We start from the raw sequence: 16,648 nt of genomic DNA, 5'->3' as shown, positions 1-16,648 counted from the left end.
AACACACCTCTATGGAAAAGGTTAAGGTGCTCATAGAAGCTTTGCCTTACATCAGAGAGTTCTACGGCTCGTATATGGTAATAAAAATTGGTGGGCATGCTATGGTTAGTGATGCTGTTCTAGAGAGCGTTGTTAAGGATGTCCTACTGCTTTACTATGTCGGTATAAAGCCAATAGTCGTTCACGGTGGTGGGCCAGAAATTTCGGAAAAAATGCAGAAGTTTGGAATAAAGCCGAAGTTTATAGACGGTTTGAGGGTTACGGATGAGGAAACTATGGAGATTGTCGAGATGGTGCTAGATGGGAAGATAAATTCCAAGATAGTTTCAATGTTCATAAAGAATGGTGGAAAGGCGGTAGGGATTAGCGGTAAAGATGGGTTGCTCATAGTTGCTAAGAAGAAGCTCATAAAGAGGAAGAGAGGAGATTTAGAGGAGATCATAGATTTGGGATTCGTCGGTGAGACTGAATACGTCAATCCTGATATACTGAAGATTCTGATAGATCACGGCTTTATCCCAGTAGTTTCGCCTGTGGCATCAGATTTGGCTGGAAACATATACAACATAAATGCGGACATAGTTGCTGGGCATATAGCCTCGGCTTTAAAAGCCAAGAAGCTGATAATTCTCACTGACGTTCCCGGAATCTTGAAAGATCCAAAGGACAAAAGCTCACTTATATCGAGAATAAAGGCTAAAGACCTTGAGAAAATGCTTGAAAGCGGCGTTTTTAGTGGCGGGATGCTGCCAAAGGTTGAAGCTGTGCTTATGGCTCTAAAGAACGGTGTGGAGAGGGCGCACATAATAGAGGGTAGGGAGCATTCGATTCTGCTCGAACTGTTTACTAGGGAAGGTATTGGAACGATGGTAGAGCCATGAGGAAAGGATACAGATTTGAGAGGGAGCTACTGCACAAACTTTGGGAGATAGGTTTCGCCGCTGTAAGAACTCCAGCAAGTGGTGTAATGAGCTATCCCTGTCCCGATATAATTGCGGGAAATGGGAAGACTTATTTGGCAATAGAGGTAAAGATGAGATCGTCCTTACCTCTATACCTTTCCAAAGATGAAGTTAACAGTTTGAAAGAGTTTGCGGAGAAGTTCGGAGCCAAGCCACTCATAGCTTTGAAGGTTAAGGGTATGAGGTGGAGGTTCTTCACATTGGACATGCTTGTGGAATGTAGGAGCAATTACAAGATTGACGAAAGTATATTCTATAAAGGCTTCGATTTTGACGAGCTTAGAGGCTTAAAGCAGCTCAGATTCGAACATTAAAAACTGTTGCAAATCGAAAAATTTCGAAACGCTTATATTTAACTCAACGAAGTATCCGCAGGCTTTGTTAGAGAGCTAAGTGAAAAAATAGAAAAATATATATATGTTGTCGTTGAAAACGGTATCGGATACGGAGTTAAAGGAGGTGAACACATGCCGAAGTTTAAGATGCCTCCACCGCACGGTGGCAGGTTGGTAGAAAGAGTCGTAGAAAAGAGAGATGTTGCTGAGAAAATGGCTGCTGGTGCCATTGAATACGAACTCAAGCCAACAACCGATCCGAAGGGTGTCCCAATAAGGCACGTCTACAGAGAGATAATCTCGGTCTGCTACGGCTTCTTCAGCCCGGTAGAGGGTTCGATGACATCTGGTGACTTGGAAAGGGTTTTGAAGGAGAGAAGGCTTGAGAACGAGTGGGTGTTCCCGTACCCAATTCTGTTCGACATAAGCGATGAAGATTTGAAAGCTTTGAACGTTAGCGAAGGAGATAGGCTCTTGCTCAAGCTCAAGGGTCAGCCATTTGCCATAATGGATGTTGAGGAGATCTACAAGATCGATCCTAAGGATGTGGCGACGAGGACATTCGGAACACCAGAGAATAACCCAGAGGTCGTAAGACAGCCATTTGATGAGAAGCATCCGGGTTGGATGATATACAGATGCATGCATCCAAACGTAATCGCTGGTAAATGGACGATAATTAACCCGCCAAAGTTCAGAGAGCCGTATGACAGATTCTGGTTCCCACCGAGAAAGTGTAGGGAAGTTATCAAGAATGAGAAGAAGTGGAGAACCGTCATCGCCCACCAGACGAGAAACGTCCCTCACACCGGCCACGAGATGCTGATGAAGTGTGCCGCTTACACGGGTGACATCGAGCCATGCCACGGTATATTGGTAAACGCAATCATCGGAGCTAAGAGGAAGGGAGACTACCCGAACGAGGCAATCCTCGAGGGTCACGAAGCTGTTAACAAGTACGGATACATCAAGCCGTCGAGGCACATGGTAACATTCACGCTTTGGGATATGAGATACGGTAACCCAATCGAATCGCTACTGCACGGTATAATAAGGCAAAACATGGGTTGTACGCACCACATGTTCGGTAGAGACCACGCAGCAGTGGGTGAATACTACGATAAGTTCGCCACCCAAATACTGTGGAGTGAGGGTATTCCAAGCTTTGGCTTTGAGGCTCCACCAAACGAGGTTGACTACGGTTTGAAGATCATTCCACAGAACATGGCCGAATTCTGGTACTGTCCGATCTGTGGAGAAATAGCCTACAGCGAGAACTGTGGACACACGGATGCAAAGCAGAAGTTCAGCGGATCATTCTTAAGAGGTATGGTTGCCGAGGGTGTCATGCCTCCAAAGGTCGTGATGAGACCAGAGGTTTACAAGGCGATAGTCAAGTGGTGGAAGGTCTTCAACTATCCGTTCGTGAACAACAAGTACTTGGAGTACATAAACAAGGAGCTTGAGATTGATTTGGAGCCGATGGAGATTCCTAAGGCGTGAGGTGGTTGGAATGGTTCACTACATAGGTATTATTCTGGACGATAAGAGGTACGAGCAGATAAAGGGAACACCGCTTGAGGAGAAAATCCAGTACATCTTCGGCGGAGCTCTGAAAATGCTAGTGGTCGAAGTACCTGAGGATAAGTCACAGCAAATACTCAAAGCCTTCGACAGAGCAAGAATCGACTCGAGAGGGTTCATCGAAGACCTACCAGTGGCTTTCAAGAGAGCTTTGTTCGAAGAGATCGCAAAAGCCAAATCGTTGGACGTCATAGACAAGGTTCTTGAGAGATTACCAGAGATTCAGGAGCTTGCGAAGAAGGAAGAGGAATACATACCGCCACCGGAGATTGAATAAAATAGTAAAGCTTTTAAATTTTTTCCGTTAGGGAGGGTCGAAGAATTTGAAATTTGAAAGTTTTGGAGGTGGGTTGAATGCCAAGTTACGTAAATCCAGACAAGTGTGACGGATGTAAGGCTTTAGAGAGAACAGCATGCCAGTACATCTGCCCCAACGACTTGATGGTTTTGGACAAGGAGAAGATGAAAGCGTACAACCAGGAGCCAGACATGTGCTGGGAGTGCTACAGCTGTGTGAAGATCTGCCCACAGGGTGCTATTGACATGAGAGGTTACGTAGACTTCGTGCCCCTCGGGGCACAGTGTGTACCAATGAGAGGTACCGATGCAATCATGTGGACAATCAAGTTCAGAAACGGTAAGATTTTGAGATTCAAGTTCCCGATAAGAACGACCCCATGGGGCTCAATTCAGCCATTCGAGGGTTTCCCAGAGCCAAGCTTGGACAACTTGAAGAACGAGCTTCTTGCGGGAGAGCCTCAGATTTTGGACTTGGACAAGTTGCCTGAGGTTAAGAAGAAGGCATAACTTAATGTTTTTGTGAGGTGGTTTAAATGGCGGTTGAGGTATATAAGAATATAGAGACGTACAAGCCAGAGGATGTACAGGATGTGACTGTAGAGACAGACATATTGATCATCGGTGGTGGTTTCTCTGGCTGTGGTGCAGCCTACGAAGCAGCCTACTGGGCTAAAGCGGCTGGCTTGAAAGTAACACTCGTAGAGAAAGCAGCAATTGAGAGGAGTGGTGCTGTAGCTCAGGGTCTATCTGCTATAAACACCTACCTCGGTCTGTCAGGCAGAGCTCAGCAAGTCGGCGACAAGCCAAACACAATTGAGGACTACGTAAGATACGTAACACTCGACATGATGGGTATCGCAAGAGAGGACTTGGTCGCCGACTATGCAAGACATGTTGATGGAACAGTACACCTCTTCGAGAAGTGGGGACTGCCGATCTGGAAGGACGAGAACGGCAAGTATGTGAGAGAGGGTAGATGGCAAGTCATGATCCACGGTGAGTCATACAAGCCGATTATTGCAGAGGCTGCAAAGATGGCTTTGGGTGAGGAGAACATCTACGAGAGAGTATTCATAACACACTTACTAATGGACAAGAACGACCCACAGAGGGTTGCTGGTGCAGTCGGTTTCAGCGTGAGAGAGCCGAAGTTCTACATCTTCAAGGCTAAGGCCGTAATCCTCGCGACTGGTGGTGCTACACTGCTCTTCAGACCAAGAAGCACCGGAGAAGGTATGGGTAGAATCTGGTATGCAGTGTTCAACACTGGAAGCGGTTATGCAATGGCTATCGAGGCTGGAGCTCACACATGCCAGATGGAGCACAGATTCATTCCATCGAGATTCAAGGACGGTTACGGTCCAGTCGGTGCATGGTTCCTGCTCTTCAAGTCGGTAGCTACGAACGCATTCGATGAAGTATACATCGAGAAGAAGGAGACAATCGAGAAGTACAAGCCATACGCTGATGCCGTCCCAACCCCGACACCACTAAGAAACCACCAGATGCTTGAGGAGCTCATCAACGGTAGGGGACCAATCCTCATGAGAACGGAGTGGGCTATCAAGAAGTTGCAGGAAGAGGGTAAGGATCTCAAGAAGCTCATCGAGGAGGCTTGGGAAGACTTCCTTGACATGACAGTGTCACAGGCATTGCTCTGGGCTGCTCTGAACATCGAGCCTGAGAAGGTGCCATCAGAGATCATGACCGCTGAGCCATACATGATGGGTTCACACTCAGGTTGTGCAGGTCTGTGGGTATGCGGTCCAGAGGACCTAATGCCAGAGGAGTACAAGAAGCTCTTCCCGTTCTGCTACAACAGAATGACAACAATCAAGGGATTGTTCGCAGTTGGAGACTGCAGTGGTGCTAACCCGCACAAGTTCTCAAGCGGTTCGTTCACCGAGGGTAGAATCGCAGGTAAGGCTGCCGTAAGGTACGTGGTCGAGCAGAACCCGAACCCAGAGATCGACGAGGCTAAGGTGCAGGAGTTGAAGAAGAAGATCTTCCAGCCGATGGTTACATACGAACAGTTCAAGAACGCTTCAACGAGAGAAGACATTAACCCGAACTACCTGTTCCCGAAGCAGGCACTCTGGAGACTCCAGAAGATCATGGACGAATATGCAGCTGGAGCTTCAATGTGGTACAGAACTAACGAGAAGATGCTTAAGATTGCTCTCGAGAGATTGCAGATGCTCAAGGAGGACATGGAGAAGCTCGCTGCTAGGAACTTGCACGAGCTCATGAGGTGCTGGGAGATGTGGCACAGAGTCATCGTTGCAGAGGCACACGTACAGCACATGCTCTTCAGACAGGAGACAAGATGGCCCGGCTACTACTACAGAATGGACTACCCAGACATCGACGACGAGAACTGGAAAGTCTTCGTTGTCGGCAGGAAGAACCCAGAGACCGGCGAGTGGGAGATGCAGAAGGTACCATACATACAGATAGTCGACTGGCAGCTCTAAATTTTTCTTTTTCTTATTTTGCTCTGTTTTCTCGACCCCTTTTGGCAAAAGAAGAAACAAATAAATAGAAACTCTTTTAAACTTCGTATGTTATTCTGCTTAGAGCTTAAAAGAGGGATTAGTATGAACGTCGATATCTTGGTTATCGGCGGTGGTATTTCTGGCTTAACAGCAGCAGTTGAAGCAGCAGAAACAGGGTACAGTGTTGCACTCGTTGAGAAAAACCCCTACTTGGGTGGGAGAGTTACTCAGCTTACCAAGTACTTCCCAAAGATGTGCCCACCCTACTGCGGTCTTGAGATTTTCCTCAAGAGGCTAAAGAACTGCGAGAACTTACAAGTGATTACAAATGCAAAGGTAAAGAAAGTTGAAGGTGTTGCAGGGAACTTCAACGTATTCGTTGAGGTAAGACCGAGATTTGTAAACGAGAACTGTACCGCTTGTGGAGAATGCGAAAAGGTTTGTCCTGTTGAGAGACCAAACGACTTCGACTTCGGAATGGACAAGACAAAGGCGATATACTTACCGCATGACATGGCTTTTCCACCAATCTACGTGATTGATCCAGATGTTTGCAACAAGTGTGGAGAATGCGTTAAGGTTTGCAAATACGATGCGATAAACTTGGATGAACAACCTCAGGAATTGACTATAAACGCCAAGGTGATAATCGTTGCAACCGGCTGGAATCCTTACGATGCCACCAAGCTTGAAACGTTAGGATTTGGCAAGTATCCAAACGTAATAACAAACATGATGATGGAAAGGTTGGCTTCTCCAAGTGGGCCAACAAAGGGTAAGATCGTTAGACCTTCCGATGGAAAAGAGCCCAAGATCGTAGCTTTCGCCCAGTGTGCCGGTTCAAGAGATGAGAATCATCTGCCGTATTGCTCTGCAGTTTGCTGTTTGGCAACGATGAAGCACGCTCTGTATGTAAGAGAGCAAATCCCAGATTCAAAGGTTTACATCTTCTACATAGACAGGAGAGCTTACGGAAGATACGAGGACTTCTTCCAGAAGGTTGATCAGGATGAAAACATCGTATTCATTAGGGGTAAGGTTGCAAAGGTTGAGGAGGGAGAGAATGGGAATGTCATAGTTCACGCTGAAGATACAGAAACTGGCAAGAAGGTTCAGATGGAAGTAGAGTTGCTTGTATTGGCAACTGGAATGCAACCGACAACAGCTGTTGAGAAGATTGAGGGACTGGAATACGACGATTACGGATTTGTAGTAGAGAAGGAGGGAATAATTCCCTGTGGTGTAGCGAGAATGCCAGCTGACGTAGCCTCAAGCAATAGAGACGCTACTGGAGCGGTTATAAGAGCTATTCAAGTGGTTAGGGGGTGATTTAAATGGAGAAAAATGTTGGTGTTTACATTTGTACGGGCTGTGGTATAGATCAGCTGGACATAGAGAAAATTAAAGGCGTTGTCGAAAACGAGTTCAAGATCACCCCTAAGGTTCACAAAGCCCTCTGCAGTAGAGAAGGCGTTGAAATGATCAAAGAAGACATAAAGAATGGTGTTAACGCTGTTGTAATCTGTGGATGTTCTCCAAGAGTTAAGCAGGATGTATTTAACTTCGGTAAGGACATTATAACGGTCAGAGTAAACCTTAGAGAAGATGTTGTCTGGAGTCACGATATCGATGAGCACGCACAGGAGTTGGCTGAGGATTACGTCAGAATGGGTATAGTCCAAGCTCAGAAGACAGAGTTGCCAGAGCCTTACTTGGAAGAAACTTCAAAGGATATACTCGTGGTTGGAGGAGGAGTAACGGGATTAACGGCTGCACTGGAGTGTGCTAAGGCTGGTTACAAGGTATACTTGGTCGAGAAAGAAAGCGAATTGGGTGGATGGGTCAGGAAATTCAAGAAGATTCTGCCGGGTAAGTTCCCGTACAGAGAGCCAGTCGATGCAGAATCTTACATCAACGAAAAGATAAACGAGGTCATGAACAACGAAAACATAACTGTATACACATCAACCAAGATAAAGTCAATCTCAGGACAGCCGGGAATGTTCAATGTTGTTGTAGATAGAGAGGGTAATGAGGAAGTCTTTAAGGTCGGAGCAATCGTCGTTGCGACTGGATGGAAGCCGTACGATCCTACAAAACTATCAAACTTGGGCTACGGCTTACCGGGAGTTGTTACAAATATCGAGCTTGAGCAGATGATCAAGGAAGGTAAGCTTGAAGTTGATGGAAAAGCTGTGAAGGACGTTGCGTTCATACTCTGTGCTGGTCAGAGAGATCCCGAGCACATACCGTACTGTTCAACTGTATGTTGCCTTACTTCTCTAAAGCAGGCTTTGTGCATTAGAGAGATGAACAAGGATGCAAATGTTTTCGTCTTCTATAAGGATTTAAGAACAGTCGGAATCTACGAAGAATTCTACAAACAAGCTCAGCAGGATGAGGGGATATTCTTAACTAAGGGTGAAGTGAAGAGCATAACACAAAACGGAGACAAGCTGAGAGTTGAAGTTACAAACACGCTGTTGGGTGAGGATATAACGGTTGATGTAGACATGGTTGTTCTTGTAACTGGAATGCTCTCATCGATGTACGGATTGTACACAGTCAAGGAGGAGTATCCAGATGAAGGCGAACCACCGTATTCTCACATAAAGCCAGCAGTTCCTAAGGAAGTTGCATTTGAGAACAGAGGTAAGGAGTGGATTTTGAACCTGCAGTATAGACAGGGTCCAGAGCTACCAACTCTCAAATACGCATTCCCCGATTCACATTACATCTGCTTCCCGTATGAGAGCAGGAGAACAGGTATCTATCCAGCTGGGTGTGTTAGAGCACCTATGACTATAAGGGACTGCGAGTTGGATGCAAGAGGTGCCGCTCTAAAGGCAATCCAAACTGTCGAGTTGGTTGCGAAGGGTGCTACGATATTCCCAAGGACTGGAGATATCGACTATCCGAACTTCTTCCTGCAGAGATGTACGCAGTGTAAGAGGTGTACAGAGGAATGTCCATTTGGAGCTTTGGATGAGGACGAGAAGGGAACACCACAGCCGAACCCGCTCAGATGTAGGAGATGTGGAATCTGCTTCGGTGCATGTCCTGAGAAGATCATATCCTTCAAGCAGTACAGCGTTGACATGATTTCGTCGATGATAAAGTCGATCTCAGTACCATCTGAAGAGGGTAAGCTGAGAATACTCGTGTTTGCTTGTGAGAACGATGCATATCCAGCGATAGACATGGCTGCTAAGAACGGACTCAAATTCAGTCCTTTGGTAAGAATAATTCCAGTAAGATGCCTTGGTTCCGTGAACGTAGTCTTCATAGCGGATGCAATGTCAAAGGGTATCGATGGAGTATTGATGCTTGGATGTAAGTTTGGAGAGGACTACCAGTGTCACTTTATAAGAGGTTCCGAATTGGCTAATAGGAGAATGGAGAACGTGAAAGAAACTTTGAACAGACTGTTCATAGAGCCAGAGAGGGTTAAAATCGTTCAGGTCGAGATATCAGACTGGCCAAAGATTCCTGAAATCATAAACAGCTTTGTTGAGGAGATTCAGAAAATTGGCCCCAACCCATACAAGGGATTCTAACCCTTTAATTTTTGTTGGGAGGTGGTGTTATGGAGGTCGATCCGAAATTTGCTCGTGAAATTATAGCTCTGGGCGGTAAAGACCTCAAAAAGTGTATGCAGTGTGCTAACTGTAGCGTCGTGTGTCCTCTAAGCCCCGAAGACGATCCATTCCCAAGAAAGGAGATGATCTGGGCTCAGTGGGGGCTCAGGAAGAGGCTCTTGAAGGATCCAAATGTATGGCTCTGCTACAACTGTGCTGACTGTTCTGCATATTGTCCCAGAGATGCTAAACCCGGACAGGTTTTGAATGCGATTAGAGCTAGGGTAATATCCGAATATGCTTGGCCAAAGTTCATCGGTAAGATACTTAACCAGCCTTGGGGATTTCCGATATTCGTGATAATAGTCCCAGCGATAATCTTAGGTGCTCTGATCGCTTGGGCAAACCCCGGTATATTCACGGGTGCTTTGCCGAGTGGAGCAGTTGAGACGAGCAAGCTCCTGCCAATTGAGAATGTAGAAATAGCTGGGTTCGTTCTCGGTGGTCTCGCCCTCCTGATAGGCCTCATCGGAATGTGGAGATATTGGCTAGCTATAACCGATGGGGGAGGAATGGAGTACACGGTGAAACCGCTTGAGAACGCCGAAGTTGAAATCAAGGGCAAAAGTGGATTTATGGGACTGTACTTCTTCGAAGCGTTCTTCTTCGTTCTTAGGGATATTCTCTACCACAACTGGTTCAAGGCTTGTGATGCAAACAAGCCCCGTTTTCCGGCACACCTGCTGATATTCTATGGATTCATAGGTCTGGCTTTAGCTGCAGCAGGTGACGTCATAGGAATTGGAGAAGTTGTCGGTGTCGAGCTCCCAGTTAAGCTTGTGTATCCACCACCGTGGCCATGGGAGATACTGTCCATGAAAGAGTTCGATGCTGCGTATGCAATCATGGCTCTCTTCAAGCTTGTAGGTTTGCTCGGTGGAATAGCTGTGATCGTGGGTAGCGCGGTTGCGATATGGAACAGACTGTTCAACAAGAGGAGCAAGGAGCTTGGAAGCTATTACGACTGGTTCTTCCTGCTCGTCGTTCTATTGGTCGGTATTACGGGGTACTGTGTTGCCATTGCAAGACTCTTTGAAAGCACAGCAGCATACTGGCTCTACTTGATACACCTGTACTTCGTTTTCATGCTCCTGGTTTATGCACCATACTCAAAGTTTGCACACATGCTCTACAGAACTGTAGCGATGATCTACGCTTGGACGAGGGATAGATATCCAAAGAATGTGCCCAAATACTTCTGGGAAGCTATTTAAATTCTATATTTTTTAAAAATTATTAGACGCCGGTTATTACCTCTTCTCCGGAGTAAACTACTATGCCGTTATCCGTTATGTCAAAAGGATGCATCTTGTAGCTGTGTTTCGTTCCTCTCATCTTAACAATCTCCAAAGCCCTTATTCTTACGTTACCACTCCTTTCAAACCTCAAAACGACAGTTCCCTCGGTGACGAAGTTCTCAACACCGAACCTCGATATTGCCTGTGAACCTTCAACTATCTCACACGTAAATATGGATGTCAAGCCAAGTATTTCGAATGTAGTTGAAATTTTCAAAAGCTCAATCCTGAACTTTGGAACGTCGTTGATCATAAATCCTATCGATGTTGTTGAGTCCACAACCGCTCTTCTTGCACCTATTTCATCCTGAATCGATATAACCTGATCCAACAACGAACGGGTGTCAAAGGGTCTTATATCTACATACTTCTCATCGCTCGGTAGTCCGATTTTGGTAGATGTAGCATCCACTATAGCTAACATGTTTTCATCCTCAAGCTTCTCTAACTCCCATCCAAACGTTGAGGCGTACTCTCTAATACTCTGAGGTCGTTCCTCAGTTGCTATGAATATACCTGGTTCGTTGTATTCTTTAGCCCCATTTACGAGGAACTGCAAAGCGAAGATTGTTTTTCCAGAACCGGATACGCCTGAAACAAGGTACGTTCTATCTCTGATAAATCCTCCTTCACAAAGCTCATCAAAACCTGGAATTCCCGAAGGGCATCTTTCGAGTATCATTATGAATATCACGATCACGTAAATATATATACCTTGCTAAATCGACAACTTGAAATATCTTTAGACCTAAAAAATGATATGAGCGAAAAAATTACTGTTAGCGTTATAAAGGCGGACATAGGCAGCGTTGCCGGGCATAGCACGGTTCCAGATGAAATAAAGGCTCTTGCTGAGAAAAAGTTGAACGAGGCAAAGGAGAAGGGGATAATAATCGATTTTAGAGTCTTCAATGCTGGAGATGACTTAGAGTTGGTTATGACACACAGAAAGGGTGTAGATAGCGAGGAAATACACGGTCTGGCTTGGGAGACCTTCAAAGCTTGTGCTGAAAAAGCTAAGGAACTCAAACTCTATGCAGCTGGGCAAGATTTGCTTAAGGAGGCATTCTCTGGAAACGTCAGAGGATTGGGGCCAGGCGTTGCTGAGATGGAGTTTACAGAGAGACCAGCTGAACCAATAATCGTTTTCATGATGGACAAAACCGAGCCAGGAGCTTTCAACTTACCGATATTCAGGATGTTTGCTGATCCCTTCAACACCGCTGGACTTGTGATCGATCCCTCAATGCACCAAGGATTCAGATTCGAGGTCTGGGATATAAAGGAGCACAAGAGGGTTATGTTGTCTACTCCGGAGGAGATGTACGACTTGCTAGCTCTGATAGGTAGCAAGGGTAGATATGTGATCAAGAGAGTTTATCCCAAAGAGGGAGGAAAATTGCCAGCAGATGAGCCAGTTGCAGTAGTAAGCACTGAAAAGCTATTCGAAATAGCGGGTGAGTACGTAGGTAAAGACGATCCAGTTGCAATTGTCAGAGCTCAATCAGGTTTGCCAGCGGTTGGTGAAGTTCTCGAGGCTTTCGCATTCCCGCATCTAGTCAGTGGTTGGATGAGAGGTAGCCATAACGGACCACTCATGCCAGTCCCGTTCAGATACAGCAAGTGTACAAGATTTGACGGACCTCCAAGGGTTATAGCTGCAGGCTTTCAGTTGTGCAACGGTAAGTTGATTGGACCCGTAGACATGTTCGATGATCCTGCATTCGATTACACGAGACAGAAGGCCATGGAGATCTGCGATTACATAAGAAGGCACGGTCCATTCGAGCCACACAGGTTGCCTCATGAGGAAATGGAGTACACAACTCTCCCGAAAGTCCTCAAGAAGCTTGAAGCGAGGTTTGAGAAGATCTAATCTTCAATTATTTTTTTAAGGGCTTTACGATAAGCAGGAGTTCAGTTTTTGGATCTTTCAGCAGTTCGACTATCTCTCTATCAATATCTCTAGCCGATTTACTCGATTTTATCGCCAAAGTCCTATCGCAAACGAATTCACTCTTTCTTATCACTATGTCTGTTTCATGCTTAAACGTGAGCTTTGGACTGCCATACGCTTTAAGAAAATCCTTCAAACCGTAGTCTGGCAGTAATACCTCTATTAAAACGGGCATACCCTTTCTCAACCAATCTTTAATCTCATCGTTAAAATCCTTCAAAGACTTATCCGCCCTTACACCTATTATACAGTCTCCCCTAGGTGTTAGATCCTTTTCCTTCGTAACTTCAAGTGTCGTTCGATGTGTTGCTCTTACGTTTGGATGCCCTCTTGCCACCACCTCTTCTTTCACTCAAACACCTCCTGTAGTATTTTATGGGATGATCGATTTCACAGTTCCAAATGCAGAGCCCCCAGCTCTTCATAGTTTCGCAACTTGGAGCTATGTACTTCTCTCCCTTTCCCCTCATGCCTGCTATGTGCTCAACCTGATACCTCGTCTTGTCCTCATCAAAATCTGGGGCGTTTCTGAAAATCTCGACTACCTTATCGACACTGCAACCCAAGTTTATCAGAAAAGATGCAATTGCAAATCTGCCGGTGTGAGGAACGTTCTTACCCTCATTTAAATCGGCTATTATCTTCTTCATACATTCTGGAAAGCATTCAAATTCGATCGGTAAGCTTTCGAATTTGTATTCTCTCTTAACCTTCACTCCAAGATCGACATCGACCTTGATCGGCAACCTTTCCATGAATTTGTCCTTCATAAGTTCTTCTATCAACCTGACAAACTCATCTCTGCTCAGATACACGTATCCTTTAACGACCTTCCTGTTTACGAGTTTCCAGCTTTCATCCTTAATTCTTACAGCGAGCTTAAGATAATCTACAAGATCGACCGCAAACGGCTTTGGCATCACGTAGTAGCTCTTCAAATAACCGAACAAATCTGTGGATTTGTCGAGCCTTAAGCCCAAATCCCACGCAACGACTATCAAAAAATCGTCCATCTCTGCCTTTAGCATCTCTCTGTATACTCTTGACATCCTGACAGCGAACCTCCTCCTCAGGAAATCGTCTAGATTTGAAACGATGGTAATTATCCTAAGCCACTTCAGGACAGCCTTCTCAGCACGGTTCAACATTACACTATAATCTTTGGCTGGATAAGTACAACATTCAAAACCCTCACATTCCTCTCTGACACCACAGTCAGAGCACAGAAGCTTCAAGGGCTTTGTAACATTTTCTACATCACTTTCAAGTACGGTCTTAACGAACTCTTTAGCATCTTCAAGGTCGGATAAGATTTCCTCCTGTGTAAATTCAAAAATCTTCGAATAGCTCAAGAAGGGGTATCGAGCTAGAAATGGTAAAATTGGTAGAAAAGGTCTCTTCATTCTGCTTCGATACGCGGTGCCAGTATGTACTCGACCTTCAACTTTCCATCTGCGACGTCAAATATCAACCTTACTGGATAATCGTCTCCCAAGTAGATCGTAAGTATATCTCCGCTCCCTGCAATCTTAACAAACTCTTTCAGGTACTCTACGCTGAACATCGACCTTGCCTTCTCCTTGTTAAACTCTATTAACTCCATCTCGCCCATGTGGAATACTATCTTGTCTATGTCTCCTTTGGCCTCGATGTAGAAGCCCGTTTCGTCCGTTCTAAAGACTACATGGTCCGCAATTTTGTCTGCTGCCTGTATGGCCTTCTTAAATTCTCCGGCATCGAGTACGACCTTAGCCGGAAGCTCCAATTCAGGAATCTTTGGTTCCTTCCTTATTGCTGAGGGATCTATCAAGGCAACGCTGTATTCTACGCTTCCAAACTTTATCTTTAAAATGCTCTCATCTTCTACCTTAAGCTCTACAAGTTCCTTCTTCTTTACAGTTTTCAGAATGTCGTTCACCCTGTTTACGTCAACACCTATCGTCTTCTCCTCATCTATTGTGTAAACGTCAAACGACTCTCTCGGAATATCGACAATTACCATTGCAACATTTGCGGGATCAACAGCTCTTGAGTGCAAGCCTTCCTCTTTAAAATGGAATCTAGCCTCACTAACCAAGGAGACTATGGCCTTTACAGCGGTCTTTATAACCTCACCGTTTATTATAGCGTTGATCATGGTTTCAAGTTTTATCGGACAAATTTAAATCTTTCTTAAATCCACCAAATCCAAATTCCGTTGGCAGCCTCTATCTTCCTTCCCTTTATCTTCCCTTCTATAGCCAGCTTTTGAAGTCTCCTTAAGACAACCCTCCTATCAACACCGATCTTCTCAGCGATTTCAGAAGTTACGAGAGGTACTCCTTCACTTTTCAAAACTTTCAAAATCTTTGACTCCAAGTCTTCCATGTTCTGAAGTTATAGACTGTAAAATAAAAGAGTTTCGATAACGTCATCAAATAGGCTATTGATCACGTAGTCAAAAGGAATGTCAAAAGCAAAATCGAGCTTATAGTTGCATTGACTTTGAAGAAGGCAGTCTCTATCTCCCCCCTCCTAACTGCTAGGTGCTCATATATTAGCAGTAAACCAATAACAACAGCACCAATGACTGCAAGCTTGCTCCACATCGTAGCGGATAAGAATACCAGCACAAAGAAGATAAAATGGTTTAAGGCTGACAGCCTTAAAGCGAATTTCTTACCAAAATGTGCACCTATCGAATGCAATCCATACCTCCTATCGAACTCCAAGTCTTGGAGTGCGTAGATAATATCGAATCCAGCTACCCAGAATATCACGGCTAGGCTTAAAAGCAAGATTGTTTTATCGAAAAACACGGAATCTGTGACAGCAACCCACCCGCCTAAGGGAGCTAAAGCCAAGTTTAAACCGAGAACATAGTGACATAGGCATGTAAACCTCTTGAGGTACGGATAGATGTAGGCGACTATCACTGGAATGGGTGAAAGCTTGAATGCCGTTTCGTTTATGAGGTATGCTGAAACCTCGTAAACTATCAAAGCAATCAACAGGATTGCGTAAGCTTCTTTCAAACTCATCCTTCCAGATGGTAGATGTCTGCTGGCTGTTCTCGGATTCAAAGCATCTATTTCTCTATCGATAATTCTGTTTAGAGTCATGGCCAACGTTCTCATTCCGGTAAAAGCCAGTGCTATCAGTACGAACAGCTTTAGTCCAAACCAGCCCCTCTGAGCAATGAAAGCTCCCAAGTATGCGAACGGTAGTGCAAATAGGGTGTGTTCTATCTTTACAAAATCCGCGTAATCTCTAAGCTTTCCCATCATACTCCACGATATCTAAAAGGTCTTTTAAACTTCTCAGGATGAAATCGGCATTCATACTGTTTTTTCGGACTATTGCGGTTCTAATTCCTGCTTTTTTCCCGGTAAGTACGTCGAACTCGTGATCTCCGACTATTAGACAATCTTCCTTTCTGAAACCGTATTTTTCGATCAGTCTGATCACGTGGTATGGTGAGGGTTTGAAATGCCCCATTTCTCTAGTTATTACTTCGTCAAATTTCAATCCAAATCTCCTGCAAACTATCTTGACAGACTCTAAGCAGTTTCTGGTTATTAATGCCCTTACTATCCCAAGATCTTCGAATTTCTTTAATACGGTAATTGTATGGGGCATCAAATTTGCTTTCATCGCATGTTCTATTTCAAACCTCTTCAGGATTTCCATCTTTGCTGAGTCGTGTAAAATATTTTCGAGTACTGGACTTTCGACGCCTAAAACAAACTTAATCCTTTCAAAATCCATCGGCTCTATAAGAGTTCCGTCCAAGTCGAAAAATACGAGCTTAGGAAACGTAACTCTCGTCATCTTCAAATCCATAGATTAGATCGCTGAGCATCTTACTTGCCAATCCCAGCAGTAACTTGTCATCTTCTACGAGTTCCCTTATTATCATTAAAGCTGTGGCCTCCCTAAGCTCGTGACTCTTCAAATCTTCGAGGAGCTTGAAAAGCTTGTTTGAGAGCTTGTATATTTCTGCGAGCTTGACCTCATCATCAGCATCCAATTCTTCTTCATCCTCTAATATCACCATATCTTCGAAATCATCCATAAGCTTGGAGGTGTGAACAATCGTT

At 44.8% G+C, this 16,648-nt stretch carries 18 protein-coding genes; 10 read left to right on the top strand and 8 right to left on the bottom strand.

Going from position 1 to position 16,648, the window contains the following annotated elements:
- Positions 1-11: 11 nt before the first annotated feature.
- From argB to qmoC, 9 genes are all read left to right on the top strand, one after another.
- The gene (gene argB / locus ARCPR_RS06350) at positions 12-881 is read left to right on the top strand and encodes an acetylglutamate kinase (RefSeq protein ID WP_012940654.1); all 870 of its coding nucleotides are present in this window, start codon (positions 12-14) and stop codon (positions 879-881) included.
- On the top strand, positions 878-1,276 hold the full coding sequence (hjc, locus tag ARCPR_RS06345; RefSeq protein WP_012940653.1) for a Holliday junction resolvase Hjc: 399 nt from the start codon (positions 878-880) through the stop codon (positions 1,274-1,276). The genes argB and hjc overlap by 4 nt, the downstream gene beginning before the upstream one ends.
- 153 nt (positions 1,277-1,429) lie before the next feature.
- Positions 1,430-2,800, top strand: coding sequence for a sulfate adenylyltransferase (gene sat, locus ARCPR_RS06340; protein WP_012940652.1), 1,371 nt, complete (start codon positions 1,430-1,432; stop codon positions 2,798-2,800).
- Between the two features lie 10 nt (positions 2,801-2,810).
- A complete protein-coding gene (locus ARCPR_RS06335; RefSeq protein WP_012940651.1) occupies positions 2,811-3,158 on the top strand; it encodes a DUF6955 family protein in 348 nt (115 codons plus the stop codon).
- A 77-nt stretch (positions 3,159-3,235) separates the two neighbouring features.
- Positions 3,236-3,688: an adenylyl-sulfate reductase subunit beta gene (gene aprB, locus ARCPR_RS06330; RefSeq protein WP_012940650.1), complete on the top strand. Its 453-nt coding sequence runs from the start codon at positions 3,236-3,238 to the stop codon at positions 3,686-3,688.
- A gap of 26 nt (positions 3,689-3,714) precedes the next feature.
- The gene (gene aprA, locus ARCPR_RS06325; protein WP_012940649.1) at positions 3,715-5,655 is read left to right on the top strand and encodes an adenylyl-sulfate reductase subunit alpha; all 1,941 of its coding nucleotides are present in this window, start codon (positions 3,715-3,717) and stop codon (positions 5,653-5,655) included.
- Positions 5,656-5,742: 87 nt separating this feature from the next.
- Positions 5,743-7,005 (top strand): CoB--CoM heterodisulfide reductase iron-sulfur subunit A family protein, encoded by a 1,263-nt coding sequence (locus tag ARCPR_RS06320; protein ID WP_012940648.1) that lies wholly within the window; start codon positions 5,743-5,745, stop codon positions 7,003-7,005.
- A gap of 5 nt (positions 7,006-7,010) precedes the next feature.
- Positions 7,011-9,233 (top strand): FAD-dependent oxidoreductase, encoded by a 2,223-nt coding sequence (locus ARCPR_RS06315; RefSeq protein ID WP_012940647.1) that lies wholly within the window; start codon positions 7,011-7,013, stop codon positions 9,231-9,233.
- 29 nt (positions 9,234-9,262) lie between these two features.
- Complete coding sequence (gene qmoC, locus ARCPR_RS06310) at positions 9,263-10,528, top strand: quinone-interacting membrane-bound oxidoreductase complex subunit QmoC (protein WP_012940646.1); 1,266 nt, start codon at positions 9,263-9,265, stop codon at positions 10,526-10,528.
- A gap of 22 nt (positions 10,529-10,550) precedes the next feature.
- Here the strand turns inward: qmoC and ARCPR_RS06305 are convergent, their stop codons facing one another.
- Positions 10,551-11,294, bottom strand: a complete 744-nt coding sequence (locus ARCPR_RS06305) for an ATPase domain-containing protein (protein WP_048084882.1) — start codon at positions 11,292-11,294, stop codon at positions 10,551-10,553.
- A gap of 78 nt (positions 11,295-11,372) precedes the next feature.
- Between ARCPR_RS06305 and fbp the strand changes: the two genes are divergently transcribed.
- The gene (gene fbp, locus ARCPR_RS06300; protein WP_012940644.1) at positions 11,373-12,488 is read left to right on the top strand and encodes a fructose-1,6-bisphosphate aldolase/phosphatase; all 1,116 of its coding nucleotides are present in this window, start codon (positions 11,373-11,375) and stop codon (positions 12,486-12,488) included.
- A gap of 7 nt (positions 12,489-12,495) precedes the next feature.
- On the opposite strand, the gene ARCPR_RS06295 is transcribed toward fbp, so the two are convergent.
- The 7 genes from ARCPR_RS06295 to ARCPR_RS06265 all read right to left on the bottom strand — a co-directional run bounded on the left by ARCPR_RS06295 (position 12,496) and on the right by ARCPR_RS06265 (position 16,623).
- The gene (locus ARCPR_RS06295; protein ID WP_012940643.1) at positions 12,496-12,921 is read right to left on the bottom strand and encodes a DUF371 domain-containing protein; all 426 of its coding nucleotides are present in this window, start codon (positions 12,919-12,921) and stop codon (positions 12,496-12,498) included.
- Positions 12,857-13,972, bottom strand: coding sequence for a DNA primase regulatory subunit PriL (gene priL, locus ARCPR_RS06290; protein WP_012940642.1), 1,116 nt, complete (start codon positions 13,970-13,972; stop codon positions 12,857-12,859). Before priL ends, ARCPR_RS06295 begins: the two co-directional genes overlap by 65 nt.
- Complete coding sequence (gene pcn, locus ARCPR_RS06285) at positions 13,969-14,706, bottom strand: proliferating cell nuclear antigen (pcna) (RefSeq protein WP_012940641.1); 738 nt, start codon at positions 14,704-14,706, stop codon at positions 13,969-13,971. Before pcn ends, priL begins: the two co-directional genes overlap by 4 nt.
- 35 nt (positions 14,707-14,741) lie before the next feature.
- On the bottom strand, positions 14,742-14,936 hold the full coding sequence (locus ARCPR_RS06280; protein WP_012940640.1) for an Lrp/AsnC family transcriptional regulator: 195 nt from the start codon (positions 14,934-14,936) through the stop codon (positions 14,742-14,744).
- Positions 14,937-14,998: 62 nt separating this feature from the next.
- Complete coding sequence (locus tag ARCPR_RS06275) at positions 14,999-15,835, bottom strand: UbiA-like polyprenyltransferase (RefSeq protein WP_245526126.1); 837 nt, start codon at positions 15,833-15,835, stop codon at positions 14,999-15,001.
- Positions 15,819-16,379 (bottom strand): HAD family hydrolase, encoded by a 561-nt coding sequence (locus ARCPR_RS06270; protein ID WP_012940638.1) that lies wholly within the window; start codon positions 16,377-16,379, stop codon positions 15,819-15,821. The genes ARCPR_RS06275 and ARCPR_RS06270 overlap by 17 nt, the downstream gene beginning before the upstream one ends.
- A complete protein-coding gene (locus ARCPR_RS06265; protein WP_012940637.1) occupies positions 16,357-16,623 on the bottom strand; it encodes a hypothetical protein in 267 nt (88 codons plus the stop codon). The genes ARCPR_RS06270 and ARCPR_RS06265 overlap by 23 nt, the downstream gene beginning before the upstream one ends.
- Positions 16,624-16,648 lie beyond the last annotated feature (25 nt).

It is taken from the genome of Archaeoglobus profundus DSM 5631 (genome assembly GCF_000025285.1).
GTDB lineage: Archaea > Halobacteriota > Archaeoglobi > Archaeoglobales > Archaeoglobaceae > Archaeoglobus_B > Archaeoglobus_B profundus.
This window is presented reverse-complemented; position numbering and strand designations above follow the sequence as displayed.

What these genes read in the sequence shown, in the direction of transcription:
- argB (WP_012940654.1), top strand. Translation starts at nt 12, where the DNA reads ATGGAAAAGGTTAAGGTGCTCATAGAAGCTTTGCCTTACATCAGAGAG.
- ARCPR_RS06280 (WP_012940640.1), bottom strand. Translation starts at nt 14,936, where the DNA reads ATGGAAGACTTGGAGTCAAAGATTTTGAAAGTTTTGAAAAGTGAAGGA.
- ARCPR_RS06335 (WP_012940651.1), top strand. Translation starts at nt 2,811, where the DNA reads ATGGTTCACTACATAGGTATTATTCTGGACGATAAGAGGTACGAGCAG.
- ARCPR_RS06270 (WP_012940638.1), bottom strand. Translation starts at nt 16,379, where the DNA reads ATGACGAGAGTTACGTTTCCTAAGCTCGTATTTTTCGACTTGGACGGA.
- ARCPR_RS06265 (WP_012940637.1), bottom strand. Translation starts at nt 16,623, where the DNA reads ATGGATGATTTCGAAGATATGGTGATATTAGAGGATGAAGAAGAATTG.
- fbp (WP_012940644.1), top strand. Translation starts at nt 11,373, where the DNA reads ATGAGCGAAAAAATTACTGTTAGCGTTATAAAGGCGGACATAGGCAGC.
- ARCPR_RS06275 (WP_245526126.1), bottom strand. Translation starts at nt 15,835, where the DNA reads ATGATGGGAAAGCTTAGAGATTACGCGGATTTTGTAAAGATAGAACAC.
- priL (WP_012940642.1), bottom strand. Translation starts at nt 13,972, where the DNA reads ATGAAGAGACCTTTTCTACCAATTTTACCATTTCTAGCTCGATACCCC.
- aprB (WP_012940650.1), top strand. Translation starts at nt 3,236, where the DNA reads ATGCCAAGTTACGTAAATCCAGACAAGTGTGACGGATGTAAGGCTTTA.
- qmoC (WP_012940646.1), top strand. Translation starts at nt 9,263, where the DNA reads ATGGAGGTCGATCCGAAATTTGCTCGTGAAATTATAGCTCTGGGCGGT.
- ARCPR_RS06320 (WP_012940648.1), top strand. Translation starts at nt 5,743, where the DNA reads ATGTTATTCTGCTTAGAGCTTAAAAGAGGGATTAGTATGAACGTCGAT.
- ARCPR_RS06305 (WP_048084882.1), bottom strand. Translation starts at nt 11,294, where the DNA reads ATGATACTCGAAAGATGCCCTTCGGGAATTCCAGGTTTTGATGAGCTT.
- aprA (WP_012940649.1), top strand. Translation starts at nt 3,715, where the DNA reads ATGGCGGTTGAGGTATATAAGAATATAGAGACGTACAAGCCAGAGGAT.
- pcn (WP_012940641.1), bottom strand. Translation starts at nt 14,706, where the DNA reads ATGATCAACGCTATAATAAACGGTGAGGTTATAAAGACCGCTGTAAAG.
- ARCPR_RS06315 (WP_012940647.1), top strand. Translation starts at nt 7,011, where the DNA reads ATGGAGAAAAATGTTGGTGTTTACATTTGTACGGGCTGTGGTATAGAT.
- sat (WP_012940652.1), top strand. Translation starts at nt 1,430, where the DNA reads ATGCCGAAGTTTAAGATGCCTCCACCGCACGGTGGCAGGTTGGTAGAA.
- hjc (WP_012940653.1), top strand. Translation starts at nt 878, where the DNA reads ATGAGGAAAGGATACAGATTTGAGAGGGAGCTACTGCACAAACTTTGG.